At 75.0% G+C, this 25,830-nt stretch carries 30 protein-coding genes; 16 read left to right on the top strand and 14 right to left on the bottom strand.

From position 1 onward, the window contains the following. Positions 1-117 precede the first annotated feature (117 nt). The gene (locus tag IF43_RS0110355) at positions 118-738 is read right to left on the bottom strand and encodes a MarR family winged helix-turn-helix transcriptional regulator (RefSeq protein ID WP_078910043.1); all 621 of its coding nucleotides are present in this window, start codon (positions 736-738) and stop codon (positions 118-120) included. A 183-nt stretch (positions 739-921) separates the two neighbouring features. Between IF43_RS0110355 and IF43_RS0110350 the strand changes: the two genes are divergently transcribed. The 4 genes from IF43_RS0110350 to IF43_RS0110335 all read left to right on the top strand — a co-directional run bounded on the left by IF43_RS0110350 (position 922) and on the right by IF43_RS0110335 (position 3,419). Beyond that, on the top strand, positions 922-1,986 hold the full coding sequence (locus IF43_RS0110350; RefSeq protein WP_030197195.1) for an alkene reductase: 1,065 nt from the start codon (positions 922-924) through the stop codon (positions 1,984-1,986). A 103-nt stretch (positions 1,987-2,089) separates the two neighbouring features. Then, a complete protein-coding gene (locus tag IF43_RS0110345; protein ID WP_030197193.1) occupies positions 2,090-2,587 on the top strand; it encodes a peptidylprolyl isomerase in 498 nt (165 codons plus the stop codon). Positions 2,588-2,763: 176 nt separating this feature from the next. Next, on the top strand, positions 2,764-3,153 hold the full coding sequence (locus IF43_RS0110340) for a hypothetical protein (protein ID WP_030197191.1): 390 nt from the start codon (positions 2,764-2,766) through the stop codon (positions 3,151-3,153). Next, positions 3,150-3,419: a hypothetical protein gene (locus IF43_RS0110335; RefSeq protein ID WP_030197189.1), complete on the top strand. Its 270-nt coding sequence runs from the start codon at positions 3,150-3,152 to the stop codon at positions 3,417-3,419. Before IF43_RS0110340 ends, IF43_RS0110335 begins: the two co-directional genes overlap by 4 nt. Here the strand turns inward: IF43_RS0110335 and IF43_RS0110330 are convergent. Both IF43_RS0110330 and IF43_RS0110325 read right to left on the bottom strand, forming a co-directional pair. Beyond that, positions 3,406-4,158, bottom strand: a complete 753-nt coding sequence (locus IF43_RS0110330) for a carbonic anhydrase (protein ID WP_030197187.1) — start codon at positions 4,156-4,158, stop codon at positions 3,406-3,408. The genes IF43_RS0110335 and IF43_RS0110330 overlap by 14 nt on opposite strands. A gap of 122 nt (positions 4,159-4,280) precedes the next feature. Beyond that, positions 4,281-5,186 (bottom strand): LysR family transcriptional regulator, encoded by a 906-nt coding sequence (locus IF43_RS0110325; protein ID WP_030197183.1) that lies wholly within the window; start codon positions 5,184-5,186, stop codon positions 4,281-4,283. A gap of 70 nt (positions 5,187-5,256) precedes the next feature. Between IF43_RS0110325 and IF43_RS0110320 the strand changes: the two genes are divergently transcribed. Further along, positions 5,257-6,171, top strand: a complete 915-nt coding sequence (locus IF43_RS0110320) for a dihydrodipicolinate synthase family protein (protein WP_051795035.1) — start codon at positions 5,257-5,259, stop codon at positions 6,169-6,171. A 6-nt stretch (positions 6,172-6,177) separates the two neighbouring features. Here the strand turns inward: IF43_RS0110320 and IF43_RS37925 are convergent, their stop codons facing one another. Continuing rightward, the gene (locus IF43_RS37925; RefSeq protein WP_030197177.1) at positions 6,178-6,795 is read right to left on the bottom strand and encodes an SUMF1/EgtB/PvdO family nonheme iron enzyme; all 618 of its coding nucleotides are present in this window, start codon (positions 6,793-6,795) and stop codon (positions 6,178-6,180) included. Between the two features lie 325 nt (positions 6,796-7,120). Beyond that, a complete protein-coding gene (locus tag IF43_RS0110310; RefSeq protein ID WP_030197173.1) occupies positions 7,121-7,531 on the bottom strand; it encodes an organic hydroperoxide resistance protein in 411 nt (136 codons plus the stop codon). A gap of 117 nt (positions 7,532-7,648) precedes the next feature. Here IF43_RS0110310 and IF43_RS0110305 point away from each other — a divergent pair, with 117 nt between their 5' ends. The 3 genes from IF43_RS0110305 (at position 7,649) to IF43_RS42085 (ending at position 9,120) form a co-directional block, all read left to right on the top strand. Further along, positions 7,649-8,155 (top strand): MarR family winged helix-turn-helix transcriptional regulator, encoded by a 507-nt coding sequence (locus tag IF43_RS0110305; protein WP_030197165.1) that lies wholly within the window; start codon positions 7,649-7,651, stop codon positions 8,153-8,155. A 105-nt stretch (positions 8,156-8,260) separates the two neighbouring features. Next, entirely contained in the window at positions 8,261-8,935 is a 675-nt protein-coding gene (locus IF43_RS0110300; RefSeq protein WP_078910042.1) for a helix-turn-helix domain-containing protein, read from the top strand. Positions 8,936-8,946: 11 nt separating this feature from the next. Continuing rightward, positions 8,947-9,120, top strand: coding sequence for a DUF6126 family protein (locus tag IF43_RS42085; RefSeq protein WP_199922707.1), 174 nt, complete (start codon positions 8,947-8,949; stop codon positions 9,118-9,120). A gap of 152 nt (positions 9,121-9,272) precedes the next feature. On the opposite strand, the gene IF43_RS0110290 is transcribed toward IF43_RS42085, so the two are convergent. After that, entirely contained in the window at positions 9,273-9,713 is a 441-nt protein-coding gene (locus IF43_RS0110290) for an SSI family serine proteinase inhibitor (RefSeq protein WP_030197156.1), read from the bottom strand. A gap of 454 nt (positions 9,714-10,167) precedes the next feature. On the opposite strand from IF43_RS0110290, the gene IF43_RS0110285 reads away from it, so the two are divergent. After that, entirely contained in the window at positions 10,168-11,079 is a 912-nt protein-coding gene (locus IF43_RS0110285) for a glycoside hydrolase family 19 protein (protein WP_030197152.1), read from the top strand. A gap of 168 nt (positions 11,080-11,247) precedes the next feature. Here IF43_RS0110285 and IF43_RS0110275 read toward each other — a convergent pair whose 3' ends face one another. Beyond that, entirely contained in the window at positions 11,248-11,859 is a 612-nt protein-coding gene (locus tag IF43_RS0110275; RefSeq protein ID WP_030197148.1) for a short chain dehydrogenase, read from the bottom strand. Positions 11,860-11,929: 70 nt separating this feature from the next. Here IF43_RS0110275 and IF43_RS0110270 point away from each other — a divergent pair, with 70 nt between their 5' ends. Next, positions 11,930-12,811 carry a LysR family transcriptional regulator gene (locus IF43_RS0110270; protein ID WP_030197146.1) on the top strand — a complete coding sequence of 294 codons (882 nt, stop codon included), beginning with the start codon at positions 11,930-11,932 and terminating at the stop codon, positions 12,809-12,811. A gap of 330 nt (positions 12,812-13,141) precedes the next feature. After that, positions 13,142-13,762, top strand: coding sequence for an organomercurial lyase (gene merB, locus IF43_RS0110265; protein WP_051795031.1), 621 nt, complete (start codon positions 13,142-13,144; stop codon positions 13,760-13,762). A 188-nt stretch (positions 13,763-13,950) separates the two neighbouring features. Here merB and IF43_RS0110260 read toward each other — a convergent pair whose 3' ends face one another. Both IF43_RS0110260 and IF43_RS0110255 read right to left on the bottom strand, forming a co-directional pair. Continuing rightward, positions 13,951-14,679, bottom strand: a complete 729-nt coding sequence (locus IF43_RS0110260) for a GNAT family N-acetyltransferase (protein WP_030197141.1) — start codon at positions 14,677-14,679, stop codon at positions 13,951-13,953. Positions 14,680-15,176: 497 nt separating this feature from the next. Beyond that, positions 15,177-15,770, bottom strand: a complete 594-nt coding sequence (locus tag IF43_RS0110255) for a cysteine hydrolase family protein (protein WP_030197138.1) — start codon at positions 15,768-15,770, stop codon at positions 15,177-15,179. A gap of 71 nt (positions 15,771-15,841) precedes the next feature. Here IF43_RS0110255 and IF43_RS0110250 point away from each other — a divergent pair, with 71 nt between their 5' ends. Continuing rightward, entirely contained in the window at positions 15,842-16,804 is a 963-nt protein-coding gene (locus IF43_RS0110250; protein ID WP_030197134.1) for a GlxA family transcriptional regulator, read from the top strand. Between the two features lie 105 nt (positions 16,805-16,909). Here the strand turns inward: IF43_RS0110250 and IF43_RS0110245 are convergent, their stop codons facing one another. Further along, the gene (locus IF43_RS0110245) at positions 16,910-18,802 is read right to left on the bottom strand and encodes a serine/threonine-protein kinase (RefSeq protein WP_030197132.1); all 1,893 of its coding nucleotides are present in this window, start codon (positions 18,800-18,802) and stop codon (positions 16,910-16,912) included. Between the two features lie 115 nt (positions 18,803-18,917). After that, entirely contained in the window at positions 18,918-19,547 is a 630-nt protein-coding gene (locus tag IF43_RS0110240) for an alpha-ketoglutarate-dependent dioxygenase AlkB (RefSeq protein WP_030197129.1), read from the bottom strand. A gap of 93 nt (positions 19,548-19,640) precedes the next feature. On the opposite strand from IF43_RS0110240, the gene IF43_RS0110235 reads away from it, so the two are divergent. Further along, entirely contained in the window at positions 19,641-21,284 is a 1,644-nt protein-coding gene (locus IF43_RS0110235; RefSeq protein WP_078910041.1) for an ATP-dependent DNA ligase, read from the top strand. Between the two features lie 155 nt (positions 21,285-21,439). Here the strand turns inward: IF43_RS0110235 and IF43_RS0110230 are convergent, their stop codons facing one another. From IF43_RS0110230 to IF43_RS0110220, 3 genes are all read right to left on the bottom strand, one after another. Then, complete coding sequence (locus IF43_RS0110230; protein ID WP_030197122.1) at positions 21,440-22,048, bottom strand: CBS domain-containing protein; 609 nt, start codon at positions 22,046-22,048, stop codon at positions 21,440-21,442. Between the two features lie 99 nt (positions 22,049-22,147). Continuing rightward, positions 22,148-22,642 carry a universal stress protein gene (locus IF43_RS0110225; protein WP_030197119.1) on the bottom strand — a complete coding sequence of 165 codons (495 nt, stop codon included), beginning with the start codon at positions 22,640-22,642 and terminating at the stop codon, positions 22,148-22,150. A 159-nt stretch (positions 22,643-22,801) separates the two neighbouring features. Beyond that, entirely contained in the window at positions 22,802-23,194 is a 393-nt protein-coding gene (locus IF43_RS0110220; protein ID WP_030197116.1) for a molybdopterin-binding protein, read from the bottom strand. Positions 23,195-23,353: 159 nt separating this feature from the next. On the opposite strand from IF43_RS0110220, the gene IF43_RS0110215 reads away from it, so the two are divergent. From IF43_RS0110215 to IF43_RS0110205, 3 genes are read left to right on the top strand one after another with little or no spacing between them, the layout of a single operon-like run. Further along, on the top strand, positions 23,354-23,920 hold the full coding sequence (locus tag IF43_RS0110215; protein WP_030197115.1) for a SigE family RNA polymerase sigma factor: 567 nt from the start codon (positions 23,354-23,356) through the stop codon (positions 23,918-23,920). Next, entirely contained in the window at positions 23,917-24,843 is a 927-nt protein-coding gene (locus tag IF43_RS0110210; protein WP_030197114.1) for a hypothetical protein, read from the top strand. Before IF43_RS0110215 ends, IF43_RS0110210 begins: the two co-directional genes overlap by 4 nt. Before the next feature lie 56 nt (positions 24,844-24,899). Further along, entirely contained in the window at positions 24,900-25,745 is an 846-nt protein-coding gene (locus IF43_RS0110205; RefSeq protein WP_030197113.1) for a GNAT family N-acetyltransferase, read from the top strand. The last annotated feature ends 85 nt before the right edge of the window (positions 25,746-25,830 follow it).

The raw sequence follows: 25,830 nt of genomic DNA, 5'->3' as shown, positions 1-25,830 counted from the left end.
CCCCGCGGACACCGGGATCCGGGCGCGCGCCGCCCCGGTTCGGAGTTCCGCAGGTCGGGGGGATGACGCGGCGGAGCCCGGTTGACGCGCCCCGTGCCGGGCCCCGCGCGGGTCGGATCAGGTCCGCGCCGGCCCGCGGTCGCCGTCGGGCTCCGGGCAGGAGGCCATGGCCGCCTCCTGGCACAGGCTGCCCTCCACCTTCGCCAGCAGCCGCGCCAGTTCGGTCCGTTCGGGGCCGGTCAGGCCCGCCAGTGTCTGCTCCTCCAGCAGGCCCCACGCGGTCCGCACCTCGCCGTGCAGGTCGCAGCTCGCCTCGGTGGCCTCGATCAGGACGGCCCGCCGGTCCGCCGGGTCGGGCCGGCGCCGCACGTGCCCGGCGTGCTCCAGGCGCTGGAGCATCTTCGTCACGGTGGACGGGTCGAGGCCGACCGCCTTGATCAGTTCGGACTGGCGCACCGCGCCGTTGGCCCACAGGTGCATCATCAGGAACTCCTGGCCCGGGTACAGGCCGAGGTCCTTGAGCAGCCGGCCGGCCGCCGCCCGGTGCAGCCGGGCCACCCGGCTCACCGCGTGGCTGACCGGCCCCCCGAGCGCGGCGCCGGGCGCCGGCGCGCACGCGGGCGCCTCTGGGTGGAGGACGCCCGGGCCCGGGCCCGGGCCCGCGGACCCGCCGGCCCCGAGCCCGGTGCCGGTCCCGGCATTCGTCCCGGCGCCGCCGGTCTCGGCGTGGGTCGCCATGTTCCGCCCCTCCCTCGGGTGCTCCGTCCGTGGTCGTCCCCGGACGCGTCCGGTCGACCGTACCTGCTGCTCAGAGCCATTTTACCTTGGTCGGCCAAGCTTTATCTTGGCCGACCAAGTAAATGGGTCTACAGTGGCTTCCGTAGCAATTGCTTGGCCGACCCAATAACTGTGAGGCACCAGATGACCACAGCATTCGAGCCCGTCGTCCTCGCCGGCACCCCGCTGGCCAACCGCATCGTCCTTGCCCCGATGACCCGCAGCCGCGCGGCCGACGGCGGCGTACCCGCGCAGATCACGGCCGAGTACTACGCCCAGCGGGCGTCGGCCGGGCTGATCGTCACCGAGGGCGTGCAGCCCTCGGTGGAGGGCCAGGGATACCCCTTCACCCCCGGTCTGCACACCCCCGAGCAGGTCGCCGGCTGGCGCACGGTGACGGACGCCGTGCACGCGGCGGGCGGGCGGATCTTCGCGCAGCTGATGCACACCGGCCGCATCGGCCACCCGGCGCAGCGCCCGGGCGCCGCCGGCTCGGTCGCCCCCTCGGCCGTCAGGGCGGCCGGCCAGTCCTTCACCCCCGACGGGCTCAAGGACCACGCGACCCCGCGCGAGCTCACCGCCCCCGAGGTCCGCCGCGTCATCGCCGACTTCGCCGCGGCCGCCCGCAACGCCGTCGACGCCGGCTTCGACGGGGTCGAGATCCACGGTGCCAACGGCTACCTGGTCCACCAGTTCCTCGCCCCGGGCTCCAACCGGCGCACCGACGAGTGGGGCGGTTCCACCGAGAACCGCATCCGCTTCGCCGTCGAGGTCGTCAGGGCCGTGGCCGCCGCGATCGGCGCCGAGCGCACCGCACTGCGCGTCTCGCCCGGCAACGGGTACAACGACATCGAGGAGCCGGAGCCGCTCCCGGCGTACCTGGCGCTGGTCAAGGAGCTCGCGCCGCTGGGCCTGGCGTACCTGCACGTCCTGGAGGCCTCGGCCGACACCCGCGAGGTCACCCTCGCGCTGCGCAAGGAGTTCCCCGGCCTCCTCGTCCTCAACCCCGCGACCGCGGAGCCCACCGACCACGAGGCGCTGGCACTCGTCGAGGAGGGCGTCGCCGACCTCATCGCCTTCGGCCGGCTCTTCCTCGCCAACCCCGACCTGCCGGCCCGGCTGCGCACCGCCGGCCCGTACAACACCCCGGACCCGGCCACGTTCTACGGCCGTGACGCCCGCGGCTACACGGACTATCCGGCGCTCTGAGGGCCCGTGGCCGCACGGGCGCTCCTCGGCCGGTTACGGCGAATGGGGCCGTGTCGGGGAGCCCCGTGTGAAAGCATCCGCCGGAAGATGTGAGGATGGGTCCATGAGCAACAACGTCTTCTTCGACATCACCGTCAACGGCGAGCCGGCCGGCCGCATCGTCTTCAAGCTGTACGACGACGTGGTCCCGAAGACCGCCAAGAACTTCCGTGAGCTGGCCACCGGCGAGCACGGCTTCGGTTACGAGGGCTCCTCGTTCCACCGCGTCATCCCCGCCTTCATGCTGCAGGGCGGCGACTTCACCGCCGGCAACGGCACCGGCGGCAAGAGCATCTACGGCGAGAAGTTCGCCGACGAGAACTTCAAGCTGAAGCACACCCGCCCGGGTCTGCTCTCGATGGCCAACGCGGGCCCGAACACCAACGGTTCGCAGTTCTTCATCACGACCATCGTCACCGACTGGCTGGACGGCAAGCACGTCGTCTTCGGCGAGGTCGTCGAGGGCATGGACGTCGTGAAGCAGATCGAGGACCTGGGCTCCCGCAGCGGCGCCGTGTCCGCCAAGGTCACCATCGCCAAGTCGGGTGTCGTCGGCGAGTAGTTCGGCCGCGGACCGGTAGCGGTGCCCCCGCCGCCGGACGCCCCGCGCACCGCGTACGGACCCTCCCCGAGCCGGGCTCGGCGGAGGGTCCGCGTGTTTTCGCCGCCGAGATCGCCGGGCCCCTCCCCGGTGACTGATCCAGCGCGTACGGTGGAGTAGGACGGACGGAGGACACCATGAGTGCGCTGCCCCACGAGAGCCCCACCCGCCCCTGGGCGGACCCCTACCGGCTCGCCGCCGCGGAAGGGCCCCAGACCATCGCCGAGCTGCGGGCCGCGCTCGCCGTCGTCTCCCCGCCCGACCTCCTCGCCTTCGACGCGCGCCTCGGCGCCGCGCGGCTCGACGAGGTGCCGCTGGTGCTCACCGAGTACCGGCACGTGTGGGCCCTGCGCACCCGCCCCGAGGTGGCCGACGCGATCGGCGCGGCGATCGGGGGAACCGAGAAGACGGGCGGCCTGGACGAGTTCTTCGCCCGCTTCGACGACACCTACGCGGACACGTACACGGACGCCTTCGGCGACACCTTCGGGGACGGCTCCGGCGACGCGCGCGAGGGGGGCCGTTGAGCGACTGGCACATCCTCCTGCCGGAGCGCCTCAACCGCGAAGTCGCCGAGCTCAGCCCCGGCGAGCGGCAGGCGCTCTACCGTGCCCTGAAGCGGCTGGTCGGCGACCCGCGGGCCGACAGCGCCGCCGAACCCGCCGCCAGCGTCGAACTGCGCCGCGTGCTGGCCGGTCCGGCGACCGACACCGGGCAGATGGTGACGGTGCTCTACCGGGTGATCACGGAGACCCGGACCGTGGCGATCATCTGGATCATCAGCGGCCCGTGAGCGGCAGCGTGCGGACCGCCTGGTCGGTCAGTTCGTAGCGGGCGCCCACGATGGCGAGCCGCCCCGCCGCCACGCGCCCGGCCAGGTCGGGCTCCGCCGCCAGCCGCTGCCTGACCAGCCGGACCTGCGCGGTGATCGTCGCGTCGACCCGGGCCGCGCCCTGCTGGGTGCGGTCGATGGCCGGGCGTATCTGATCGGCTATGTACTGGATGTGGTTCGGCAGCCGTTCGCCGGTCTCGTCGGCGTGCACGGCGGCCTTGACGGCCCCGCACGACTGGTGGCCGAGCACCACGACCAGCGGGATGTCCAGCTCCAGCACGCCGTACGCGACGCTGCCCAGCACCGCCTCGTCCAGCACCTCGCCCGCCGCCCGGACGGTCATCAGGTCGCCGAGGCCCTGGTCGAAGACGAGCTCCGGCGGCACCCGGGAGTCGATGCAGCCGAGCACCACCGCGAAGGGGTGCTGGCCCTGCACGAGTTGGCGGCGCACCGCCGGCGACTCGTGGGGGTGGCGCTCGCGGAACGCGCGCCAGCGACGGTTGCCGGCGGCCAGCTCGCGCAGGGCCTCGGCGGGCGTGTCGGGGCGCGCGCAGCCGACGGGGGCCGCGGCCGCGGGCGAGGCCGCGCCCACGGTCAGGCCGGCCCCCGCGACGGCGGTGCCGGCCACGGCGGCGCGCAGGAGCCCGCGGCGGCTGGCGCGGGCGGGGGCGGGCTGGGTGTTGTCCGTGTCAGAGGTCACGCCCGCAGCCAACCCTGAACCTGAACGTGATAGTTGAACGAAAAGACGGATTGTCGGCTTGTCGGACAAAAGTCGGCCGGATCTGGGCGAACCCGTCTCGCGGAGTGGTCGTCCGCCCGCCGCTACACCGCCCGCAGTGCCGCCGGCAGGGCCTCGCGCAGCGCCTCCGTGAGCGCGGCCACCGCGGGGTGCCCCGCCGCCCCGCCCCGCGAGGCGATCCGCGTCCGCCGCCGCACCGGCAGCCGCGTCAGCGACACCCCGACCGGTACGTCCACCAACCCGAGCTGCGGCACCACCGCCACGCCCTGACCCGCCGCGACCAAGGCCAACACGGTGTCGAACCCGTCCACCCGGTGCCGCACCCGGGGGGTGAACGCGGCCGCCTGGCAGGCCCGTACGGTCATCGCCTCGCACAGCGTCCCGGGCGTGGCCGTGATCCACGGGGCCTCCCGCCACCGGGCCAGCCCGGCCAGCTCCGCCGCGACCGCCGGAGCCGGGTCGAGGGAGGCCAGGTACATCCACTCGGCGCACAGCGGCTCCAGGGCCAGCCCCGGCTCCGGCTCCGCGGGGACGAAGTCGTACTCGTGCACCAGGGCCACGTCCAGTTCCCCGGCCCGCAGCGCGTGCGCCACCCCGGCGGGGTCGGTCTCCGACACCATCGGCTCCAGACCCGGATGGCGCCGGGCGAGCGCGACCAGGGCCGCGGGCACGATCGCCCGGGCCGCCGTGGGGAACGCCCCGATCCGCAGCGGCCCCGCCAGGCCGTGCCGGGCCCCGGCCAGCTCCGCGGCCGCCTCCTCCAGGCGCTCCAGCACCGCCTCCGTGTGCCCGACGAGGTTGCGGCCGGCGGGAGTCAGCCGCACCCGGCGGCCGGTGCGCTCCAGCAGGGGCACCCCGGCCTCCCGCTCCAGCGCGCTGAGCTGCTGGGACACCGCCGACGGGGTGAAGGACAGGGCCTCGGCCACGGCCGCGATGGTGCCGCGCAGGGCGAGTTCGCGCAGCAGGCGCAGGCGTCGTACGTCGAGCATCAGCTCAGCTTACGCTTCGGCTCAGAAAAGCGAACTGGACCTGTGGCTCGCGGCCGGACAGGCTCGGGGCATGACAACACGCACCCCTCATGCCCCGTTCCTCCCGTACGGGATCCACGTCCCGCTCGTCACCCCCTTCGCCGCCGACGGCTCGGTGGCCCGGGACGCCCTCGAAGCCCTCGCCCACGACGTGCTGGACGCGGGCGCCGCCGGCCTGGTCGCCCTCGGCACCACCGCCGAGGCAGCGAGCCTCGACCCCGCCGAGCGGGACGCCGTGGTCGACACGTGCGCCCGGGTCTGCCGCGAGCGGGGCGCGGGCCTGGCCGTCGGGGCGGGCGGCGGCGACACCGGGGCCGTCGGGCGGGCCCTCGCCGAGCTGGGCCGCCGGCCCGAGGTGGGGGCCGCACTGGTGACCGTGCCCGCCTTCGTACGGCCCTCGCCGGCCGGGGTGGTCGCGCACTTCGCGCGGCTGGCCGAGGACAGCCCCGTGCCGCTGGTCGTCTACCACATCCCGTACCGCACCGGCCTCCCGCTGGACGCGGCGACGCTGCGCGCCGTCGGCGCGCTCCCCGGGGTCGCCGCAATGAAGTACGCCGGGGGCGGGATCGACCAGGACGCGGTGGCCCTGCTGGGCGACCTGCCGGCCGACTTCGCGGTGCTGGCCGGCGACGACGCGTTCGCCTCCCCGCTCATGGCGCTCGGCGCGACGGGCGGGATCCTGGCCTCGGCGCACCTGGCCACCGGGCGCTTCGTCGCGCTGGATGCCGCCTGGCGCGCGGGGGAGGCGAGGCGGGCGCGCGAGCTGGGGCACCGCCTGGCCCGGCTGTCGGCGGCGCTGTTCGCCGAGCCGAACCCGGTGGTCGTCAAGGGCGTGCTGCACGCACAGGGCCGCATCCCGACGCCGGACGTCCGGCTGCCGCAGCTGCCCGCCGGACCCGACGCGGTGGCGGCGGCACTGAGGGAGCTGGCCGAGCTGGGCGCCTGAACGGCCTCAGGGCGCCGACACGCAGCGGAAGCCCACGTTCCCGGCCGTCAGGTCCGGAACCAGGCCCGCCCGGGCGCCGCCCGCACGGACGGTGCGCGTCCCGCGCCCGGGGTCGTGCACGTCGGCCGTCCACTCCCAGTGGTCGCCGGGCGTCCGGCGGGAGCCGCACCCCTCGGCCCCGTCGCCCCGGCCGGCCGCCGCGCGCACCCACTGCGCCTCGGACGGCAGTCGCTTGCCCGCCCAGGCGGCGTACGCCACGGCGTCCGACCACGCGACGTGCACCACGGCGGCCAGCGGATCGGCGGCCGTGCCGGGCCGGTACGGGGTGCGCCACGTCAGCCCCGCGACGGCACGCGGGGCGTGCCCGGCGACCTCGTACGACCAGCCGGCCCGTTCGGCGGCGGTGACGTGGCCGGTCTGTCCGGTGAACCGGGCGAACTCCGCGGCGGTCACGGGCTGCGCATCGATCCGGAACGCCGTCACGGGCGCCCCGCCGGGCCCGCGGCCGCCCGCCACGGACACCATCGGCGCGGTCGCGCGGATGTGGGAGGCGAGCAGGACCGGTGGCGGCCCGCTCCAGGCGGGGTCGGGCCGGCTGCCGGCCGGCGGGCTCTCGATCAGCACGCGCTCCACTCCTGCCCCGCTCGACGTTCCGTACGGCGACCACTGTCGCCGGTCGGAGGGCGCGCGAGAACCGCGCCGGGCGTGTTGTCACGCGTTGTTCATGCGAAGTGCGCACCGGGGACGGGGCGGGGACGGAGGCGGCCACGGGAGCGTGGAGGCCCCGGAGGAGCCGAGGGACGGGACGGGAACGGAGAACGCCTCCGACCGCGCGTCGTGGGCGGCGGCCCGGAAGACGGCGGTCGGAGGCGTTCTGGTGCGGCCGGGTGCGGCCGGGTGCGGCCGCGGACGTCGCCGCGCAGGTGGTGGCGGCTGCGGCGCGCCGCGACTACTCGACGACGAGCTCGACGGGGATGTTGCCGCGGGTGGCCTTGGAGTAGGGGCAGACCTCGTGGGCCTGCTTGACCAGCAGGGTGCCGGTCTCGTTGTCCAGCTCCGCCGGCAGCTCGACGCGCAGGGTCACGGCCAGGCCGAAGCCGGTGTCGTCCTTGCCGATCGACGCCTCGGCGGTGACGGAGATGTCACTGGTGTCGACCTTGGCCTGGCGGCCGACGAGGCCGAGGGCGCTGGCGAAGCAGGCGGCGTAGCCGGCCGCGAAGAGCTGCTCGGGGTTGGTGCCCTGGCCGTTCCCGCCGAGCGCCGGAGGCATCGCCAGGGCGAGGTCCAGCACACCGTCGGAGCTGACGGCGCGGCCCTCTCGGCCGTTGGCGGTGGCGACAGCGGTGTACAGCGCGTCCATCAGAGGGGTCCTCTCGTGGAGAGATCGGTGGTCGCGGCCGTCATCCGGCCGCCCCATCAATAGACCACACAATTCAGTTGTGCACAACTTAATCGCCGTCGAGGTAACATGGGCCACATGACCGAGAACTGGACCGCAGCCGTCCCCGACGAGGAGTTCCTGCGGCTGGACCGGCAGATCTGCTTCTCGCTGGGTGCCGCGTCGCGTGCGTTCGGTGCGCTCTACCGCGTGATCCTCAAGGAGCTGGACCTCACGTACCCGCAGTACCTCGTCATGCTGGTGCTGTGGGAGCGCGGTCCGACGCCCGTGAAGGAGCTGGGCCGGCGGCTGCGGCTCGACTCGGGGACGCTCTCGCCGCTGCTGAAGCGCCTGGAGGCGAACGGCCTGGTGCGGCGCGAGCGCAGTGCTGCCGACGAGCGCTCCGTCTCGGCCCATCTGACCGGGGCGGGATCGGCGCTGCGCGAGCGGGCCGCGGCGGTGCCGCGCCGCATCGCGTCCTCGACCGGCTTCGACCTGTCCGAGGTCGCCGACCTGCAGGCGCGGCTGGACCGGCTCACCCTCGCCCTCGACGCGGCGGCGCTGGGCGCGGCGGCAGAGGAGGGCGGGACGGCGGCAGGCGCCTGACCGCCGCGCCGTCGCCGGCGGCCCTCGCCTCCGCCCGGCGGCAGGAAGTTTGCCTCTGAGGCAAGAGCGTTTGCCGCTCAGGCAACTCTCTGGCTCAATCGGAGCATGAACCCCGTTCCCGAAGGGCCCGCGCCGCACGGGCCCCCCGGTACGCCCGACACGGCCGACGGGCCCCCGCCCGTACCGGAGGACGAGCTCCCGGTCGTCGCACCGCAGCTGCGCGAGCTGCGCCGGCGCACCGGGCTCACCCTGGAGGCCGCGGCGGCGCGGGCCCGGATGTCCCCGGCCCACCTGTCCCGGCTCGAGACCGGACGCCGCCAGCCCTCCCTGCCGATGCTGCTGGGACTGGCCCGGACCTACGGGACGACCGTGTCCGAGCTGCTCGGCGAGACCCCGGCCGCCGCCGATCCGATCGTACGCGGCGGGGGAGCCGGGGCCCGCGAGGCCGACGGGTGGACGTACTGGCAGGCGGGCGGCTCCGGCCGCGGCATGCAGGCGCTGCGCGTCCACATCCCGTACGGCAGGAGCCAGGAGGAACTGGTCCGCGTGCACCCGGGCGAGGAGTGGCTCTACGTCCTCAAGGGGCGGCTGCGCCTGCACCTCGGGGAGGCCGAGTACCTGCTGGAGGCCGGGGACAGCGCGCACTTCGACTCGCTCACCCCGCACCGCATCGCGGCTGCCCGGGCCGGCGGGGCCGACCTGCTGTTCGTCCACACCCTGCTGCAGAGCGCCGTGTCCCAGCTGTGCCTGGGCGGCGATCCGCGGCGCCCGAAGATCTGAGGAGACCCGCAGTGCCCGAGGAACCCACCGCCGTCCCGTCCGAGCGCCCCGCCGGGCGTCCCGCCCGCTTCGAGAACGGCTTCCCGCGCGGGCTGGCGATCCGGCTGTTCGCCTACCTCTTCGTGGGACACGTCTTCGCCGCCTTCCTGTACCTGCTCTTCGAGGTGGGCTCGCGCCGCGGCTGAGGCCGGCGCGCGCATGCGGAAGGGCCGGGGTCCGTACGGACCCCGGCCCTTCCGTGTCGCTGTCCGCGCGGCCGGCGGGGAGGCGGCCGGAGCGGGTCAGAAGCCGGACAGCCGAACCGGCCGGTCCCCGGCCGGGTCGGGAGGCGGCGGCGTCAGATGCCGAACACCGTGCCGCTGCCGTTGTGGAGCGCGCAGCGGTTGGCGAAGGTGTGCCGGTAGGAGACCCGGCTGCCCTCCCAGACGCCGTCGACCGTGACGGTCATGGGGTGCCACTCCCGGGTGCACAGCGCCGCCGATCCGGCCTTGGTGATCTGGTCGAACTTGGCGTTGTTGGCACGCAGTTCGCCGCACGCCCCGGCCGGGTCCGGGTGCGTCCCGGTCGGCGTCGGCATACAGCTGAGGGTCACCGCACGTATGATCCCCTCGCTCGGGTCGACCCCGTCGACGAGCGAGATGACGAGCGCGGACGGCGCGTAGAGGCGGGCTTCCCCGGTGGGGGCGGCGTCGGCCGTACCGACGGCGGTGACCGCGGTGGCTGCCGTGAGGGCCATGGTGGTGGCCGCGAGTCCCAGACCCCTGACGATGGACCGCATTTCGAACACTCCCTGTGTGTGGTTGCGGATTGCGAACGTGAGTCTTGCCGACTCCGGGGCCGCACGCATGGTCGAACCATCAATTCCGGTCACCTCGGGTGACCGTGCGGACGCGGGACGTGGTCGGTCGCGCAGCTCTGACCAGGGCGGATGGGAATCCGGGAATCGGCCGAAGAAAGCCGTAACCGGTAGTTGATCAAGTGAACTTAAGGGCGGTAAACCGTTGAACCATTGATTGCAAGGTGTCAACGGAGAGGTGTTCGAGCGGGGGCGTGGCCCGGTGGCGCGTCCCGCCTGATGGGCCCTCAGGAGCGGGGCGGCGCGGGGGATTTGCGTACGGCGGGTGTGCGGAGCGTGAAAATTGGTCTAGACCTTGACAGGTCCAGACCAGTTTCGCTTCAGTGGCGGTAGCCGCCCCCACCACGGCAACTCCCCCCACACAAGGAGCAGTTACGTGTCCCGTGCGTCCCGCCGTCGTGCCCTCCCCCTGCTCGCCGCCACCGCCGCGGCCGCCGCTCTCGCCCTCGTCGTCCCCGCCCCGCCCGCCGCGGCCGCGGCCTGCGCGAGCCCCTGGAACTCCGCCGCCGTCTACACCGGCGGCATGACGGCCGCCCACAGCGGCCACAACTGGCAGGCCAAGTGGTGGACCCAGGGCGAGGCGCCCGGCACCACCGGCCAGTGGGGAGTCTGGGCGGACCAGGGCGCCTGCGGGGGCGGCACGCCCGACCCCGACCCCGGTAGCCCCTCCGGATTCGTGGTGAGCGAGGCCCAGTTCGACCAGATGTTCCCGAACCGGAGCTCCTTCTACACGTACCGCGGCCTGACCGCCGCGCTGTCCGCGTACCCGGGCTTCGCCACCACCGGCAGCGACACCGTCAAGCGGCAGGAGGCGGCCGCCTTCCTCGCCAACGTCGCACACGAGACCGGCGGGCTCCGCTACGTCGTCGAGCAGAACACCGCCAACTACCCGCACTACTGCGACGCGTCGCAGCCGTACGGCTGTCCGGCCGGCCAGCCCGCGTACTACGGCCGCGGCCCCATCCAGCTGAGCTGGAACTTCAACTACAAGGCCGCAGGCGACGCCCTCGGCATCAACCTGCTCGCCGACCCCTACCTCGTCGAGCGGGACGCCGCCGTGGCCTGGAAGACCGCCCTCTGGTACTGGAACACCCAGAACGGGCCCGGCACCATGACCGCCCACGCGGCCATGGTGAACGGCCGGGGGTTCGGCGAGACCATCCGCTCCATCAACGGCTCGCTGGAGTGCAACGGCGGCAACCCCGCGCAGGTCCAGAGCCGGATCGACAGCTACCAGCGCTTCACGCAGATCCTGGGCGTCGCGCCCGGCTCCGACCTCGGCTGCTGACCGCCCGCGGTCCGCCCGCCATGACCGCGCGGGGGCTGCGGTGCCGATCCCGCAGCCCCCGCGCGTCCCACGGGTCCTACCCGGCCCACCCGTGCCGGCCGGCCCACCCGTGCCAGCCGGCCCGCCCGCGCCACCCGTGCCGCCCGTCCGGTGCCCTTCGGCCGCGGTCTACTGGCCCAGCTCCAGGACCCGGCCGGTCTCCGTCCCCTCGATGGTCCGGACGTAGGCCTGCGCCACCTCGGCCAGCGGCACCGGCGGGAAGCCGGGGAAGAAGTCCCCGTACGCCTCCAGCGACTCGGTGAACACCGTGGGGCTGACCGCGTTGATGCGCAGCGGCGCGATCTCCGGCGCGGCCGCCTGGACGAAGGCCTCGACCGCCCCGCTGGCCATCGCCGCGGCCGTGGCGGTGGGCACGGGCCGGCGCGCCGTGATCCCCGTGATCAACGTGAACGAGCCGCGGGGCGCCACCCGTCCCAGGCCCTGGCGCACGAGCTCCAGCTGCGACAGCACCTTGCCGCGGAACGCCGCCGTCCAGTCCTCCGGGGTCATTTCGGCGACGGGTCGGTACGGCACGTCGCCGGCCGCGCTGGCCACCGCGTCGAGCGGGCCCGCCGCCGTGGCCGCCTCGTACAGGGCGCCGATCTGCGCCGGGTCCGTCACGTCGTAGCGCAGGTCGCCCCCGGTCCGGCCCGCGGTGATGACCTCGTGGCCGCGTGCGGACAGGGTCGTGTGGACGGCCGCGCCGAGCGTGCCGCCCGCGCCGATGAGAAGGATTCGCATGACGACGACGCTAGGCGAGCCCCCTCGGGCGAGGGAAATGCCCATCGCGCAGCACTTATGCTGGGTGGTTATGAATGTGGACCTCCGGCACCTGCGCGCCCTCGCGGCCATCGGCGACGAGGGCACCATCACCGGCGCCGCGGCCGTCCTGCGCATCAGCCAGCCCGCGCTCTCCCGCACGCTGGAGCAGTTGGAGAGCCGGCTCGGGACGGTGCTCGTCGAGCGTACGACCCGCAGTCTGCGCCTGACGGCGGCGGGCCGGCGCCTGAACGAGCACGCGCACCGGATCCTCCACCAGGTCGAGGACGCGCTCGCCGAGGCGGCGGCCGGGGCGCGGCCGCTGCGCGTCGGGTTCGCGTGGGCCGCCCTGGGCCCGTACACCGTCGGACTGCTGAAGGCCTGGCGGCGCGACCACCCCGCCACCGAGCTGAGGGTCCACCGGCTGGCGGACCCCGAGGCGGCGCTGCGGCGGGGCGAGGTGGACGCGGCGTTCCTGCGCACCCGGCCCGAGGACGACGGGCTGCGGTGGGTCGACCTGTACGAGGAGCCCCGGGTGGCCGCCCTCGCGGAGGACGACCCGCTGGTGCTGTCGGGGCGGCCGCGGGTCACGCTCGCCGAGGTCGCGGCGCGGACCGTGGCGCTGTGCGCCACGGCCGCCACGACGGGGGAGGAGCTGTGGCCCGGGGAGCGGCGGCCGGCGGCCACGGTGGAGGTGGCGAACGTCGACGAGTGGCTCACGGCCATCGCCACCGGGGACGCGGTGGGCGTCACGGCGGACGCCACCCGGCACAGCCACCCGCAGCCGGGCGTGGTGTACCGCCCGCTGGCCGACGCGGCGCCGGTGACGGTGCGGCTGGTGTGGCCCGCCGAACCCGCGCATCCCGCGACCGGGGCGTTCCGCGACCACGCCCGCCGCACACTGACCGCCCTGCGCGCCGCAGCCGCCGGCTGAGCGGTACGGGGAGACGGAGGCGCCGGCGCCCACAGCCGCTCGCCCACCTCGGGGTCGCCTGCGGCCCGCGTCCCGGGGGCGAGGTCTCGGCGGCGAGGTCGTCCAGGTGATGCCGTACGGCTTTTTGTGGAGGGGTGGAATCCGCTTCAGCCCACGGCGGACGGTCACCCAAAGTAGCGATCTCCTTGGATTTCAAGGCCGGGCGGCGGGGCACGTAGCCCGTACGGCCGTGCAACCCGACGCAGATCGTCCCGTCCGCGTCACTCCGCGTTACGTTTTGGAAGGGGGTGAAAGCGTGTCCGATTCGAGTTCGAGGTCAGGAGTACGGGCATGGACCTGCGCGTGCGTGAGCTGTCGGACCACCTGGTGGCCAAGTGGGCCTCCCCGACGGGGGTCGCCCTCATGGCCGCCGCGGCCACCCTGGTCGGAGGGCTGCTGGACCGGGGCGCGCTGTCACCGGCCGCGGCGGGCGCGCTCCTCGGCTGGCCGGCCGCGGACGTGCTCGACCGCTTCCGCGACATGCGGTTCGACCTGGAGACCGACCCGTCGGGGGACATCATCGGCGCCGGTGTGTCCCTCAACGCGGACCGGCCGCACGCGATGGAGCTCCAGGGCGTCCGGCGCTACGGGTGGTGCGCCATGGACGTCCTGATGTTCCCCGTCGTGTTCAAGGAGACCGCCAGCCGGGTCACCTCGCGCTGCGCCGCCACGGGCGCGCCCGTCTCGCTCACGGTCACCCCGGACGGCGTCCGCGACCTCAGCCCGGTCACGGCCGTCGTCACCCTCGCCCCCGCCACGGGCGCGGACATCCGGGAGGTCTTCTGCGACCGGGTGAACTTCTACGCCACGCCCGAACTCGCCCGCCGTGCCTCCGACGCCGACCACGACCTCGCGGTCTGCCCGGTCGACGACGCCTGGGCCATCGGAAAGCGCCTGGCGGACCTGTTCTGACCGGTGCCCGCGGGCGGGGCAGGAGGGTCAGGCGCTGCCGGCGAACCGCGTCACGACCGCCGCGAGGCCGGCCGCGCGGGTGGCGGCGGTGCGGGCGGCCCGCCGTGCCGACGCCAGGTCGTGCGGACGCCGGAGGGCGGCAGCGGTGGGTGCCGCTGCCGCCCTCGGACGCGTCCCGCCGGAGCGGACTAGGCCAGCATCAGCAGGCCGCTGCCGCCGTCCTGGCCGAGGCGCTCGCGGTCGATCGCCCGGTTCAGGGCGGTCGGGGAGGCGGCGGCGGCCAGGCGCAGCTCGATGATGGCCCGCACCGCCGGCCACTCCTCGTCGAGGATCGAGTAGAACGCCGTGCTGCGCACCTCGCCGTCCAGGCCGCGCGAATGGGCCCGGCGGACCCCTTCGCAGGTCGCCCCCAGCCGTTCGATGGCCGCCCGCGAGCGGGCGTTGCGGGCGTCCGCCCGCAGCGAGATCCGCCGCACGCCCCACGTCTCGAAGGCGTGCCGCAGCATCAGCAGCTTCATCTCGGCGTTGATCCCGGTCCCCTGCGCCCGCGGGGACAGCCAGGTATTGCCGATCTCGGCGGCGTCCGGCACCGCCGTCGCCGGATCGCCGTACGGCACGCCCGGCACGGAAGGCCAGATCAGCGGGCCCTTCCAGTAATCGAGCTCCAGGAATCTGGTCGAACCGACCACCCGCCCGTCGGCAGCGCTGAGCACCGCGAAGGGCAGCATCCGGCCCGCCGCCTGTTCGGCGAGGGCATGGTCGACGTACCGCTCGGTCGCCTCCAGGCCGTGGGGCACGGGAGTGAAGGCGTACGACGTACGGTCCTCGGACCCGGCCTCGGCGAGAGCCGGGGCGTGGTGCGGGGCGAGGGGCTCCAGCCGCGCGAGGCGGCCGGCGAGGGCTACGGGTACAGGCACGGGCCCTTCGGTCCTTCGGAGGTCGGAGTGTGCCCGCGCATCGTGGTCGCGATGCGGGGACGGTGGAACAGCATGCTGCCGAGGCATGGCTGGGGTGGGAAAGGCAATGCAAAGGCCGGCAGGCGGTCAGGTGAACGCGGGGTTCTCCCTGCCGGTGGTCGTGTTTGCCGGGTGTCGTGGTGCCGCATCGCGGATCACGGGCACGCGCTCACCATAAGGCCTAGTCGGGCCGTAGTGAAGGTGGTGGGAGCATGTGGCCGAACACGTCTTTCCCGGACCTCCCGCGCGGGGCCGGAAAGGGCCCGCGTTGGGCCCCCGACCAGCGCAAACGCGGCCGCCGAAGGTTAGCAATCCGAAGGGTTTCCGGGGGTCTCCCGGCGTGCCGGGAGGCCGTTCCGGCGGGCCCCTTGCACGGCCTTCCGGTCGGCCGTTCGAGGCCCGTTGCGAGGCCCTCACGGGAGGCTCCTGTGCGGCCTCCCGTGAGGCCCCCGCCGGGGCTACTTCGCGGCGGCCACCACCGCCTCCGTGGTGACCACCTTCGCGAACCGCATCGTGTGCAGCACGGCGGCCGTCGCACGGGACAGTTCGGCGGCCGGGATCACCACTCCGTCCGGTCCCGCCATGTCGAAGGTGTGCATCGCGTCGATGGGGAAGACCGCGTCGTAACCGAGGTTCCCGGCCATCCGGGCCGTGGTCTCGTTGCAGACGTTCGTCATGATCCCCGCGATCACCACCTGCCGTGCGTTCCGCTCCCGGAGCCAGGCGTGCAGGTCGGGGGTCCCGTAGAAGGCGCTGTTGACGGTCTTGGTGACGTGCAGGTCCGGCACCAGCTCGGCGACGCCCGGCTTGAGGTCGTAGCCCGGCGTGCCCGGCTCGAGCGGGCCGCGCGCCGAACCGTGCTGGACGGTCACCAGCGGCCGTCCCGTGGCCTGCCAGGCCTCCGCCAGCGCGAGGATGTTCCGCTCGGCGTCGGGGTTGTCCCGCGGCCCCCAGAAGGCGTGGTCCTCGAAGCCCTTCTGGACGTCGACGAGGATCAGGACGGCGTCGGGGTCGAGGGTGAGCGGGGCGTCGAATGCGTCGGTGTTCGTCATGGCTCCATCCTGCGGCGGGCGGGCCCGGGGCCGTGATCGTTGCGACCGCCGCCGATCGATACATTCCTGCCATGAGCATCCGAGCCTTCCGCACCGTGGGCTGCCTGGTCTTCGACGGGGTCCGGGCCTTCGACTACGCCGTCGTCGGCGAGGTCTGGCGCGGTCGTTCCGCGTTCCGGCTGACGGTCTGCGGCCCGGACGGTGCCCGGGTCCGGCTCGGCGGTGGTCTGGAGTGCGTGCCCGACGCGGGCCTCGACGCCCTGGCGGACTGCGACCTGGTCCTCGTACCCGGCATGGCGGAGCCCCTGGCCGCCCGCCCGCCGGAGGTCCTGGCGGCGCTGCGTGCCGCGCACGGCCGCGGGACCCCGATCGCCTCGCTCTGCGCCGGGGCCTTCGTCCTGGCCGAGGCGGGGCTGCTGGAGGGCCGGGAGGCGACCACCCACTGGGCGATCGCCGGGCAGTTGGCCCGCGCCCACCCGGGCGTCAGGGTGCGGCCCGAGGTGCTCTTCACCGGGGACGGGGAGGTCTGGAGCTCCGCGGGCGTGGCCGCCGGCATCGACCTATGCCTGCACCTGGTGCGCACCGGCCACGGGCAGCGGGCTGCCGCCGAGATCGCCCGTGCGATGGTCACCGCGCCCTTCCGGCCGGGCGGCCAGGCGCAGTTCATCCCCTCCCCGGTGCCCGAGGAGGGCCCGGCGGACGACCCGCTGGCCCGGGCCCGGACCGAGGTGCTGGCCGCGCTGGACGCGCCCTGGACGGTGGCCGGGATGGCGCGGGCGGCGTTGATGTCGGAACGCTCCTTCGCCCGCCGGTTCGTCGGGGCCACGGGCACCACGCCGCTGCGCTGGCTGCTGGAGCAGCGGGTGCTGGCGGCGCAGCACCTGCTGGAGGAGACCGACCTGCCGGTGGACGAGATCGCCGTGCGGACCGGGTTCGCCTCGGCGGTGTCGCTGCGGCCGGCGTTCACGCGGCGGGTGGGCGTGGCGCCGCGGGACTACCGGAGCGCCTTCCGCGGCCGCGCGGCCCCCGGGTAGCCGCGGCGACCCGCGGCCGGGAACGGCTCCGGCCCCGGCCGGGGGCCGGGACCGGAAGGTGCCGTGGAGGGGCGGCGCGAGGCGCCCCGGGTGCCGCGCAGGGGGTCAGCGCGGCATGACCCGGGTGACCTTGCCGGTCAGATCGGCCTCCATGTACCCGGCGCCGTAGTCGTCCGTCAGGTAGATGCGCATCGACGCCACGTGGTCGATCAGGCCGCGGTCCACGATGACGTACCGCATCGTCGGGTTCTTGACGTTGAGTTCCTTCTCGGCGCGCTTGAAGAGGCCCGGCAGGGCGTCCCAGTTCACCTTGTCCAGGTCGATGGTCTTGCTGTCGGAGTCGAGGGTGCTGCCCGGTCCCATGCGGGTGGCGACGTCCGCGCCCGAGTCGTACCGGTAGTTGTCGTAGGCGTCCGTACGGCCCTTCGGGGAGATCTCCGCCATCGCGTACTCCTCGTAGAACGTCACCTCGACGACGTCCTTGCTGGCCACCGCGGCGAAGGCCGCGACGGTCTTGCGGATGTTCGCGGGGGTGAGCAGGTTCCCCTTGGCGGCGGTGCTGCCGCTGCCGTCGTCGCTGCCGCTGCCGCTGTCGTCGCCGCCCGAGCCGGTCCGGCCGCTGCCGGGAGTCCGGCTGGAGGCGGCGGACGGGTTGGTGCCGCCCCCGGTGCCGCCGCCGTGCTCGTCGTCGGTGCCGAAGATCGGGAGCTGGGTCGCCAGCGTGACCAGGCCGACCATCATCCCGACGGCGACGGCGGCGCCGATCGCCCTGCTGCCGCGGCCCGGCGGCTTGGCGACGCCCGGCTGCTGCACGGCCGCCGTCGTGCCCAGCGGACCGAGCGTCCCGCCGCCCAGGGGGCCGGTGGGGCCCGACGGACCCCCGTAGGCGGGAGCGTGCGGCTGCGGCGCGTACGGGGAGGCCGCGGCCGGTCCGAACTGGCCCGCACCGTACGGCGACGAGGCGTACGGGTTCGAGGCGGCCCCCGGTACGGGAGTGCCGTGTCCGGGCACCCCGGGAACGGGCGTACCCGGTACGGGGGTGCCCGGCACCGGGCCGGACAGCGGGCCGGGGGCGGTCCCGACCGGGCCGGCGGCGCCGAAGCCCGCCGCGGGGGCGGGCGGCACGGCGGCCGCGACGTCCGCGCCGGAGCCGCCCGGGTTGGCGGCCACGGCGCGCAGGAGCAGCTCGAGCCGCTCCGCGTCGGGTCGCATGTCGGGTTCCCGCACCAGCAGCTGGGCCAGTACGGACGCCAGCGCGCCGGACCGGGTCGGGGACGGGATCGGGTCCTCCAGGACGGCGACCATGGTCGCCATGGTGGTGGTGCGGCGCAGGGGGTGCGCGCCCTCGGCCGCCACGTACATCAGCATGCCCAGGGACCACAGGTCGGAGGCCGGGTGGCCCTCCTCGCCGCGGATCCGCTCGGGGGCGATGTACTCGGGGGAGCCGATGAGGTCGCCGGTCGCGGTGAGGCTGGTCGAGCCGCGCAGGGCGGCGATGCCGAAGTCCGTCAGCACGGCGCTGCCGTTGGGGCGCAGCAGCACGTTGGCGGGCTTCACGTCCCGGTGGTTGACGCCGGCCGAGTGGGCGGCGCGCAGCGCCGACAGCACGTCGAGGCCGATCCGTGCGACCTCGGAGACGGGCAGCGGGCCGTGCTGGAGGCGGTCGTTCAGGGATCCGCCCTGGACGAGCTCCATGACGATCCAGGGGCTGGAGCCGTCGGCCGGCTCGAGGATCTGGTGGATCGCCACCACGTGCGGGTGCGCCAGCCGGGCCATCGCCCGGGCCTCGCGCACGGCCCGCTCGCGCAGCGTCGCGGCGAGCGCCGGATTCCCCTCCGTGACGCTGGGGTCGGGCGGCTGCACCTCCTTGAGGGCGACCTCGCGGTCCAGGGAGATGTCCCGGGCACGCCACACCGTGCCCATGCCGCCGCTGCCCAGTCGTCCCAGCAGTTCGAAGCGGCCCTCGACCAGCTGTCTGCCGGCCTCACTCGTGTCCATGGCAGGACATGTTAGGAGCAACCTCGGACACCCGGTCACCGCCCCCGCGTACCGTCCGGTCGGCTCGGAGGACGGGTGCGCGCGGGGTCGTGGCACCGGGCGCGCGCCGCTCCCGCTACTGCACCCCGCGGGTGCGGAACTGGATGCTGATGCGGGGGCCCACCGCGCGGGCGGACTTGGGGACCGCGTGGTCCCAGGTGCGCTGGCAGGAGCCGCCCATCACGACCAGGTCGCCGTGTCCGAGCGGCAGCCGCAGGGCCACCGGGCCGCCGCCGCGCGGGCGCAGGGCGAGGTCGCGCGGGTCGCCGACGGAGAGGATCGCGACCATGGTGTCCTCGCTGGAGGAGCGCCCGGTGCGGTCCCCGTGCCAGGCGACGGAGTCGCGCCCGTCGCGGTACAGGCACAGCCCGGCCGTCGCGAACGGCTCGCCGAGCTCGCCGGCGTAGTGGCGGCCGAGTGCGTCGCGGGCCTCGGCGAGGACGGGGTGGGGGAGCGGTTCGCCCTCGCCGTAGGAGGCCAGCAGGCGCGGTACGTCGACCTCCCGCTCGTACATCTGGCGTCGCTCGGCCCGCCAGGGCACGTCGGCGGCCAGCCGTTCGAACAGCGCGTCGGCCCCGTGCAGCCACCCGGGCAGGTGGTCGACCCAGGCGCCGGAGCCCAGCTCGGTGCGCTCCAGTCCGGTGAGGGGGCCGAGCCGGATCTCGTCGGTCTGGTCGAACAGGGAGGCCTGGAGGTGCGCGTGCATGCCCCCAGCGTACCCCCGGGACTCGAACGTATGCACGATTAGCTGGAGGGGTGCCCTGGTGCGGGGCTCCGGCGGACGCGGGAGGATGACGGCATGCTGCTGGCGGACGTGGCGCGGGTGTCGCGCGAGGTCGCCGGGACCTCCGCGCGGTCCCGCAAGACGGCCCTGATGGCGGAGCTGTTCGCCGCCACACCGGCCCCCGACGTCGACCTGGTGATCGCCTACCTCTCCGGCCGGCTGCCGCAGGGCCGCCCCGGCGTCGGCTGGACCACCCTGTCCCGTCCGGTCGCCCCGGCGGCCGGGCCCACCCTGACCGTACAGGCCGTCGACGAGGCCGTGACCGCACTCGCCGCGGTCTCGGGAGCCGGTGCCCGGGCCGAGCGGCGGCGGATCCTCGACGCGCTCCTCGGCGCCGCCACCGCCGACGAGCAGTCCTTCCTCCTGCGGTTGCTCTCGGGCGAGGTGCGGCAGGGCGCGCTGGACGCGGTGGCGCTGGAGGGAGTGGCCGCGGCGGCCGGGGTGCCGGCCGAGCGGCTGCGCCGCGCGGTGATGCTCGACGGCTCGCTGCCCCGCGTCGCACGGGCGGTGCTGGCCGGGGGCGCGCCCGAACTGGACCGCTTCACCCTGCGCGTGGGCCGGCCGGTCCAGCCGATGCTCGCCCACACCGCGAAGTCGGTGGCCGAGGCGCTCGCGACGCTCGGTCCGTGCAGCGTCGAGGAGAAGCTCGACGGCATCCGCGTCCAGGTGCACCGCGACGGCCCTGAGGTACGGGTCTACACCCGCTCCCTCGACGACATCACCGCGCGGCTGCCCGAGGTGGTGGCCCTGGCCGGCACCCTGCCGGGGGACCGGTTCATCCTCGACGGCGAGGTGATCGCGCTGGACCCCGCCGGGCGGCCGGTGCCGTTCCAGGAGGTGGCGAGCCGGGTCGGCTCGCGGCTCGACGTCGCCGGGGCACACGCCGCCCTCCCGCTCTCCCCGGCCTTCTTCGACGTCCTGGCCGCCGACGGCGAGGAGCTGCTGGACCTCCCGGTGCGCGACCGGCAGCTCCGGCTCGACGCGCTGGTGCCCGAGTCCGCCCGCATCCGGCGACTGGTCGTGGCGGACCCGGTCGCCCAGGCCGCGGCCGCCGACGAGTTCTGGGCCGAGGCCCTGCGGCGCGGGCACGAGGGCGTGGTGGTCAAGGCCCTGGACGCGCCCTACACGGCCGGGCGGCGCGGCCGTTCGTGGCTGAAGGTCAAGCCCGTGCACACCCTGGACCTCGTGGTCCTCGCCGCCGAATGGGGCCACGGGCGGCGCACCGGCCTGCTCTCCAACCTCCACCTCGGTGCCCGGGCCGCCGACGGCGGGTTCGTCATGCTCGGCAAGACCTTCAAGGGGCTCACCGACGACATGCTGCGCTGGCAGACGCAGCGGCTGCGCGAGCTCGCCGAGGACGACGGCGGATACGTGGTCCCGGTCCGGCCGGAGCTCGTCGTGGAGGTCGCCTTCGACGGGCTCCAGCGCTCCTCGCGCTACCCGGCGGGCGTCGCGCTCCGCTTCGCACGCGTCGTACGGCACCGGCCCGACAAGCGCGCCGAGGACGCGGACACGATCGAGGCGGTGCTCGCCACGTCCTCCGCGCCGGCTCCCGCCGCGCCGCCTCCCGCCGCGCCGCCGCCTGCCCCGCCGCCTCCCGCCCCGTCACCACCGGGGCCGGACGGGCCGCCGCCCGAACCCCCGGCCGCCGCGCCATGACGCGCCGGAGGGTACGTACCGCACCAATTCCTGGTACACGTGACCCAGGGGAGTCGCCAGTACGCCGTTCCGCGTGGTGCGGCCACAACCTCCGGACGTGGACGGCCATGTGCCCGACCGTCATCCCCTGGCTGAGCGGGCAGCTGCCCGCCCTCTCATGACGCGGTGTCGTCGTGCTCGTACGTCAGGCGGTCCACGACCTCGATCACGCCGTCCACGCTCTCGCACAGCCGCACGGTGATCGGCACCAGGCTCCTGCGCTCCACGGTGCCGCTCAGCGTCACGCGACCGTCGCCCACCTCGACGGTCAGTGCCGAGGGGGACAGGCCGAGGGTGCGGGTGAGCACGTCCTCCAGGATCTCCTCCTGGATGGCCCGGTCCCGGCGCAGGAAGACCCGCAGCAGGTCGCTGCGGCTGATGACGCCGATCAGGAAGCCCGCCCGGTCCACCACCGGCAGCCGCTTGACGCGCGCCTCCTCCATCACCCGGGCCGCCTCGATGGCGCTCCACTCGGGACGGGCCACCACGGGCGGACTGGTCATCAGGCCCTCGGCGGTGGCGGCCGTTCCGGCGCCCGTCCCACCGGCCTGGCGACGCAGCAGGTCGGCCTCCGAGACCACGCCCACCGGGCGTCCCTCCTCGACCACGGGCACGGCGGTGATGCCGTACTCGTCGAGCAGCCGGGCGATCTCCTTGAAGGAGGTGCCCCGCTGCACGCTGACGGCGGTCGGCGTCATCAGGTCGTCGACCCGGCGGTGCCTCATGCGGCGTCCATCCCCTGCGGCAATTGCGGACAATGCCCCATTGTCCACCACCTCGGGGGTCCGGACGCGCGCAGGGCCCGCCCACCGCGCACCCGCCCGTCAGGGCCGTACGGCGCCCAGTTCGCGCGCGTCCAGCGGCAGCCCCCGGGCGTTCCTGCGCCGTACGGCCTCCAGCGCGGCCTCCAGCGGCGAGGGCGGCACCACGAGCACCGGGCAGGCGGCCCGGGTCAGGCAGTAGCGGGCGGTCGAGGGCGCCAGCATCCGGCGCAGCCCGCGGTGCGTGCCGGTGCCGACGACCAGGATGTCGTCGGGCGCCTGAGCCACGTCGACCAGCACCGGGCCGGGGGACCCGAGGGCCGTGAGGCCCGCCAGCGGCACGCCGGGGCCGGCGGGGCCGAACGCCTCGTCGAGGATCTCCCGCAGCCGCGCCACCGCCGTGCTCCGCCAGGTCTCGCGCCGGTCCGGGTCGTGCCCGGGAAGCTTCCAGGCCAGTACCGCCCAGAGGTCCGCCCCGCGCACCCGGGCCTCGTCCGCCGCCCGGTGCAGTGCCGTCGCCCCGTGCGGGGTACCACTGACTCCGACCACCACGCGCATCGCTCGCACCTCCTGTGCCCGTGTCCGCCGTGCCCATAGAAGCGTGCGCACGGCGCGGGACGGGCCGTGCTGACGTCATCCTTACGGATGGCGCCCGAACCCTGACACAGCCCTGACGGAGCCCTGGCGGAGCGGCCCGGCCGCCGCCTCGCGACGGGGTCAGGCGCGGTCGATGAACACGCTCGTCGACTTCACCCGGGCGGTGGCCCGCACGCCCACCTCGATGCCCAGCTCGTCGACCGCCTCGCGGGTCAGCAGCGAGACCAGCCGGTGCGGCCCCGCCTGGATCTCCACCTGCGCCGCGACGTCTCCGAGCTTCACCGCGGTCACGATCCCCGGGAAGGCGTTGCGGGCCGAGGTGTACGGCGCCTCCTCGTCGCCCTCCGCGTCCTGGGCCACCTCCACGCAGAAGGCGGCCAGCTCCCGCCCGTCCACGAACCGGCGCCCGCCCTCGCGGCGCGTCACGAACCGGCCCGCGTCCGCCCAGCGGCGCGCCGTGTCCACGCTGACGCCGAGCAGTCGGGCCGCCTGCCCGATGGTGTAGGACTCCATGCCCCCACCCTACGGCCCGCTCCTGACGCCCCGACGAAGCCACCCCCCGCCCTCCGGGGCCCCGCCGTCCGGGCCCCGCCGTCCGGGCGGGCCCTTTCGACGGGCCGGGCAACCGAATCCGGCGGACCGGTGGTCTGGAGGGCGGAAGGGGGATGCGCGATGCATGCCGAGGAAGAAGAGGAGTCCCAGGCGTTCGTCAGAGCGCGCTGGCGCCATCTCGTGCGCACGGCCTACCTGCTGACGGGCGATCCGCACGACGCGGAGGACCTGACGCAGACCGCACTGGCGAAGGCGTACCGCTCGTGGCGGCGCGTCTCGCGCAGTGACCGGCCGGAGGCGTACGTGCGCAAAGTACTGGTCAGCTGCAACAGCGACCGGTTCCGCAAGCGGCGGATCCCCGAGTGGCTGACGGGTGCGCCGCCGGACACCTCCGCGCGGTCCGACACGGCCGTGCAGTGGGCCGGCGAGCGGACCGCGCTGACGGCCGCCCTCGCCACGCTGCCGCCGCGGCAGCGGGCGGTGGTCGTGCTGCGGTACTGGGAGGACCTCGCCGAGGCCGAGGTCGCCGAGGCGCTCGGCTGCTCGCCGGGCACGGTGAAGAGCCAGGCGTCCAAGGGGCTGGCGAAGCTGCGCGCCCATCCGGGCCTCGCACTGCTGCGGGACACGGACGGGCCGAGCACGGTCGCGGAGACGAGGAAGACGATGGAGCAGGGGGCACGACGATGACGAACGACGACGGGCGTCCGGAGGACGCCGAGCGGGTCCTGCGCAGGCTGCTGGCCGATGACGCCGAGGGCCTGCGCCCGACACCGGTGCCGTACGCCGCCATCCTGCGGCAGGGCCGGACCGAGCGGCGCCGCCGCATCGCCGCCGCCGCGGCGGCGGTGGTGGCACTGGCCCTCGTCCCCGCGGGGGCGTACGCGCTGACGGACCTGACCCGCGGCGAGCAGCGGACGGAGGCGGCGGGGCCGGCGCCGAGCGCCGCGGCGCCGTCGGCGCCGCAGCCCGGGGCGCAGTCCACGCCCGAGGGGCCGGGGGCACCCGCCACACCGGGCCAGCTGGTGGACGGGATCACCTTCGCGCAGGCGGCCCACGGGCTGGAGACGTGCCTGGAGTTCCGGCGCGCGCACCACCGCGACCCGCGCACGCCCGGCCCGGGCCGGCCCAGCGACTACCGGATCCTGCTCGCGCACCGCAGCACGGGCGACGACAACGCCCCGGGCGACGGCACGTACGTCGTCGCCGTGCCGGCCGCGGGGAGGCAGGGAGAACGGCTGATCTGCTCCCTCAAGGACGGCCGGGCGGACGGCTTCAACGCCTCCACCCCGGACGCCGATCCCGCGGCGGGCCCGGTGCAGCCCGACATCAACGGGCAGAAGCTGTACCGGCAGTCGCTCGTCACCAGCACCGGGTACCGGCTGCCGTTCCGCTGGGGCGCCATCGGCACCGTCGACGCCGAGGTGGCCAAGGTGACCGTCTCGTACGGGGGCCGGACCGAGACGGCCGCGCTGGACCACGGCTGGTTCGCGGCCACCGGGGTCCTGACCGAACAGCCGCAGCGCGCCCCGCACATCAAGGGCTACGACGCGGCCGGCGCCCAGGTCTACGACTCGGACGACGACCGCTCGTACGACGGCGGCCCGTCCTGACGAACCCGGCCCGAACGTCCGGCGCCCGCGCCGCGTCCCTCTGGTAGAAAGCCGTCATGGCCGACCTTGAGATCGCGAGCGCGAGCGCCGCGGACCTGCAGTTGATGCGCGACTGGGCCGAGGAGGAGGGCTGGAACCCGGGGGACTCCGACCGGTTCGCCTTCGCCGTGGCCGACCCCCGCGGCTTCCTGGTCGGGCGGCGCGACGGCGTCCCACTGGCCTGCATCTCCGCCGTCCGGTACGGCTCCGGCTTCGGTTTCGTCGGTTTCTACATCGCCCACCCGTCGGTGCGCGGACGGGGGTACGGCATCCAACTGTGGCGGGCCGGCATGGCCGCCCTGGACGGTCGCCTGGTCGGGCTGGACGGCGTGGTCGAGCAGCAGGACAACTACCGTCTCTCCGGCTTCCGTTCGGCCTGGACCAACATGCGGTTCGAGGGCGTGCTGCCGGCCGCGGCCCCGCCCGCCGATGTCGAACTGGTCGACGCCCGGGACGTCCCCTTCGCCCGACTGGCCGCGTACGACCGGCGGTTCTTCCCCGAGTCCCGCGACGGGTTCCTCGCCGCGTGGACCGGCCTGCCGGGCCGCGCCGCGTACGCCGCCGTGCGCGACGGGCGCGTCGAGGGGCTCGGGGTGATCCGGCCGGCCGCCGCCGCGCACCGCGTGGGCCCGCTCTACGCCGCCACACCCGGGATCGCCGCCGCCCTGCTGCACCGGCTGGCGGCGACCGCCCCCGGCGAGCCGCTGGCGGTCGACGTGCCGGACGCGAACCCCGCCGCGTTCGCCCTCGCCGAATCGCTGGGGCTGGCCCCGGCGTTCGAGACCGCCCGCATGTACACCGGACCGGTCCCGGACCTCGACCTGCCGGGGCTCTACGGGATCACGAGCCTCGAACTCGGCTGACCGGCCCGGGTCGTCCCCTTCCGGACCCCGCCGGGCGGCGCGGTCGGGCCAGGTCCGGCGCGGTCGGGCCAGGTCGAGCCAGGTC

The sequence above is a fragment of the Streptomyces sp. NRRL S-87 genome (assembly GCF_000719335.1).
Classification (GTDB): Bacteria; Actinomycetota; Actinomycetes; order Streptomycetales; family Streptomycetaceae; genus Streptomyces.
The sequence above is the reverse complement of the archived record's forward strand: the minus strand, read 5'-3'. Positions and strand labels throughout refer to the sequence as shown.

Excerpts from the sequence above, each read along its gene's own strand:
- IF43_RS0110205 (WP_030197113.1), top strand. The coding sequence starts at position 24,900 with ATGGCCGACCTTGAGATCGCGAGCGCGAGCGCCGCGGACCTGCAGTTG.
- IF43_RS0110275 (WP_030197148.1), bottom strand. The coding sequence starts at position 11,859 with ATGCGAATCCTTCTCATCGGCGCGGGCGGCACGCTCGGCGCGGCCGTC.
- IF43_RS0110320 (WP_051795035.1), top strand. The coding sequence starts at position 5,257 with ATGACAACACGCACCCCTCATGCCCCGTTCCTCCCGTACGGGATCCAC.
- IF43_RS0110345 (WP_030197193.1), top strand. The coding sequence starts at position 2,090 with ATGAGCAACAACGTCTTCTTCGACATCACCGTCAACGGCGAGCCGGCC.
- IF43_RS0110245 (WP_030197132.1), bottom strand. The coding sequence starts at position 18,802 with ATGGACACGAGTGAGGCCGGCAGACAGCTGGTCGAGGGCCGCTTCGAA.
- IF43_RS0110300 (WP_078910042.1), top strand. The coding sequence starts at position 8,261 with ATGAACCCCGTTCCCGAAGGGCCCGCGCCGCACGGGCCCCCCGGTACG.
- IF43_RS0110325 (WP_030197183.1), bottom strand. The coding sequence starts at position 5,186 with ATGCTCGACGTACGACGCCTGCGCCTGCTGCGCGAACTCGCCCTGCGC.
- IF43_RS0110250 (WP_030197134.1), top strand. The coding sequence starts at position 15,842 with ATGAGCATCCGAGCCTTCCGCACCGTGGGCTGCCTGGTCTTCGACGGG.
- IF43_RS0110350 (WP_030197195.1), top strand. The coding sequence starts at position 922 with ATGACCACAGCATTCGAGCCCGTCGTCCTCGCCGGCACCCCGCTGGCC.
- IF43_RS0110210 (WP_030197114.1), top strand. The coding sequence starts at position 23,917 with ATGACGAACGACGACGGGCGTCCGGAGGACGCCGAGCGGGTCCTGCGC.
- IF43_RS0110225 (WP_030197119.1), bottom strand. The coding sequence starts at position 22,642 with ATGCGCGTGGTGGTCGGAGTCAGTGGTACCCCGCACGGGGCGACGGCA.
- IF43_RS0110340 (WP_030197191.1), top strand. The coding sequence starts at position 2,764 with ATGAGTGCGCTGCCCCACGAGAGCCCCACCCGCCCCTGGGCGGACCCC.
- IF43_RS0110355 (WP_078910043.1), bottom strand. The coding sequence starts at position 738 with ATGGCGACCCACGCCGAGACCGGCGGCGCCGGGACGAATGCCGGGACC.
- merB (WP_051795031.1), top strand. The coding sequence starts at position 13,142 with ATGGACCTGCGCGTGCGTGAGCTGTCGGACCACCTGGTGGCCAAGTGG.
- IF43_RS0110305 (WP_030197165.1), top strand. The coding sequence starts at position 7,649 with ATGACCGAGAACTGGACCGCAGCCGTCCCCGACGAGGAGTTCCTGCGG.
- IF43_RS0110240 (WP_030197129.1), bottom strand. The coding sequence starts at position 19,547 with ATGCACGCGCACCTCCAGGCCTCCCTGTTCGACCAGACCGACGAGATC.
- IF43_RS0110310 (WP_030197173.1), bottom strand. The coding sequence starts at position 7,531 with ATGGACGCGCTGTACACCGCTGTCGCCACCGCCAACGGCCGAGAGGGC.
- IF43_RS0110270 (WP_030197146.1), top strand. The coding sequence starts at position 11,930 with ATGAATGTGGACCTCCGGCACCTGCGCGCCCTCGCGGCCATCGGCGAC.
- IF43_RS0110220 (WP_030197116.1), bottom strand. The coding sequence starts at position 23,194 with ATGGAGTCCTACACCATCGGGCAGGCGGCCCGACTGCTCGGCGTCAGC.
- IF43_RS0110230 (WP_030197122.1), bottom strand. The coding sequence starts at position 22,048 with ATGAGGCACCGCCGGGTCGACGACCTGATGACGCCGACCGCCGTCAGC.
- IF43_RS0110255 (WP_030197138.1), bottom strand. The coding sequence starts at position 15,770 with ATGACGAACACCGACGCATTCGACGCCCCGCTCACCCTCGACCCCGAC.
- IF43_RS0110290 (WP_030197156.1), bottom strand. The coding sequence starts at position 9,713 with ATGCGGTCCATCGTCAGGGGTCTGGGACTCGCGGCCACCACCATGGCC.
- IF43_RS0110235 (WP_078910041.1), top strand. The coding sequence starts at position 19,641 with ATGCTGCTGGCGGACGTGGCGCGGGTGTCGCGCGAGGTCGCCGGGACC.
- IF43_RS0110215 (WP_030197115.1), top strand. The coding sequence starts at position 23,354 with ATGCATGCCGAGGAAGAAGAGGAGTCCCAGGCGTTCGTCAGAGCGCGC.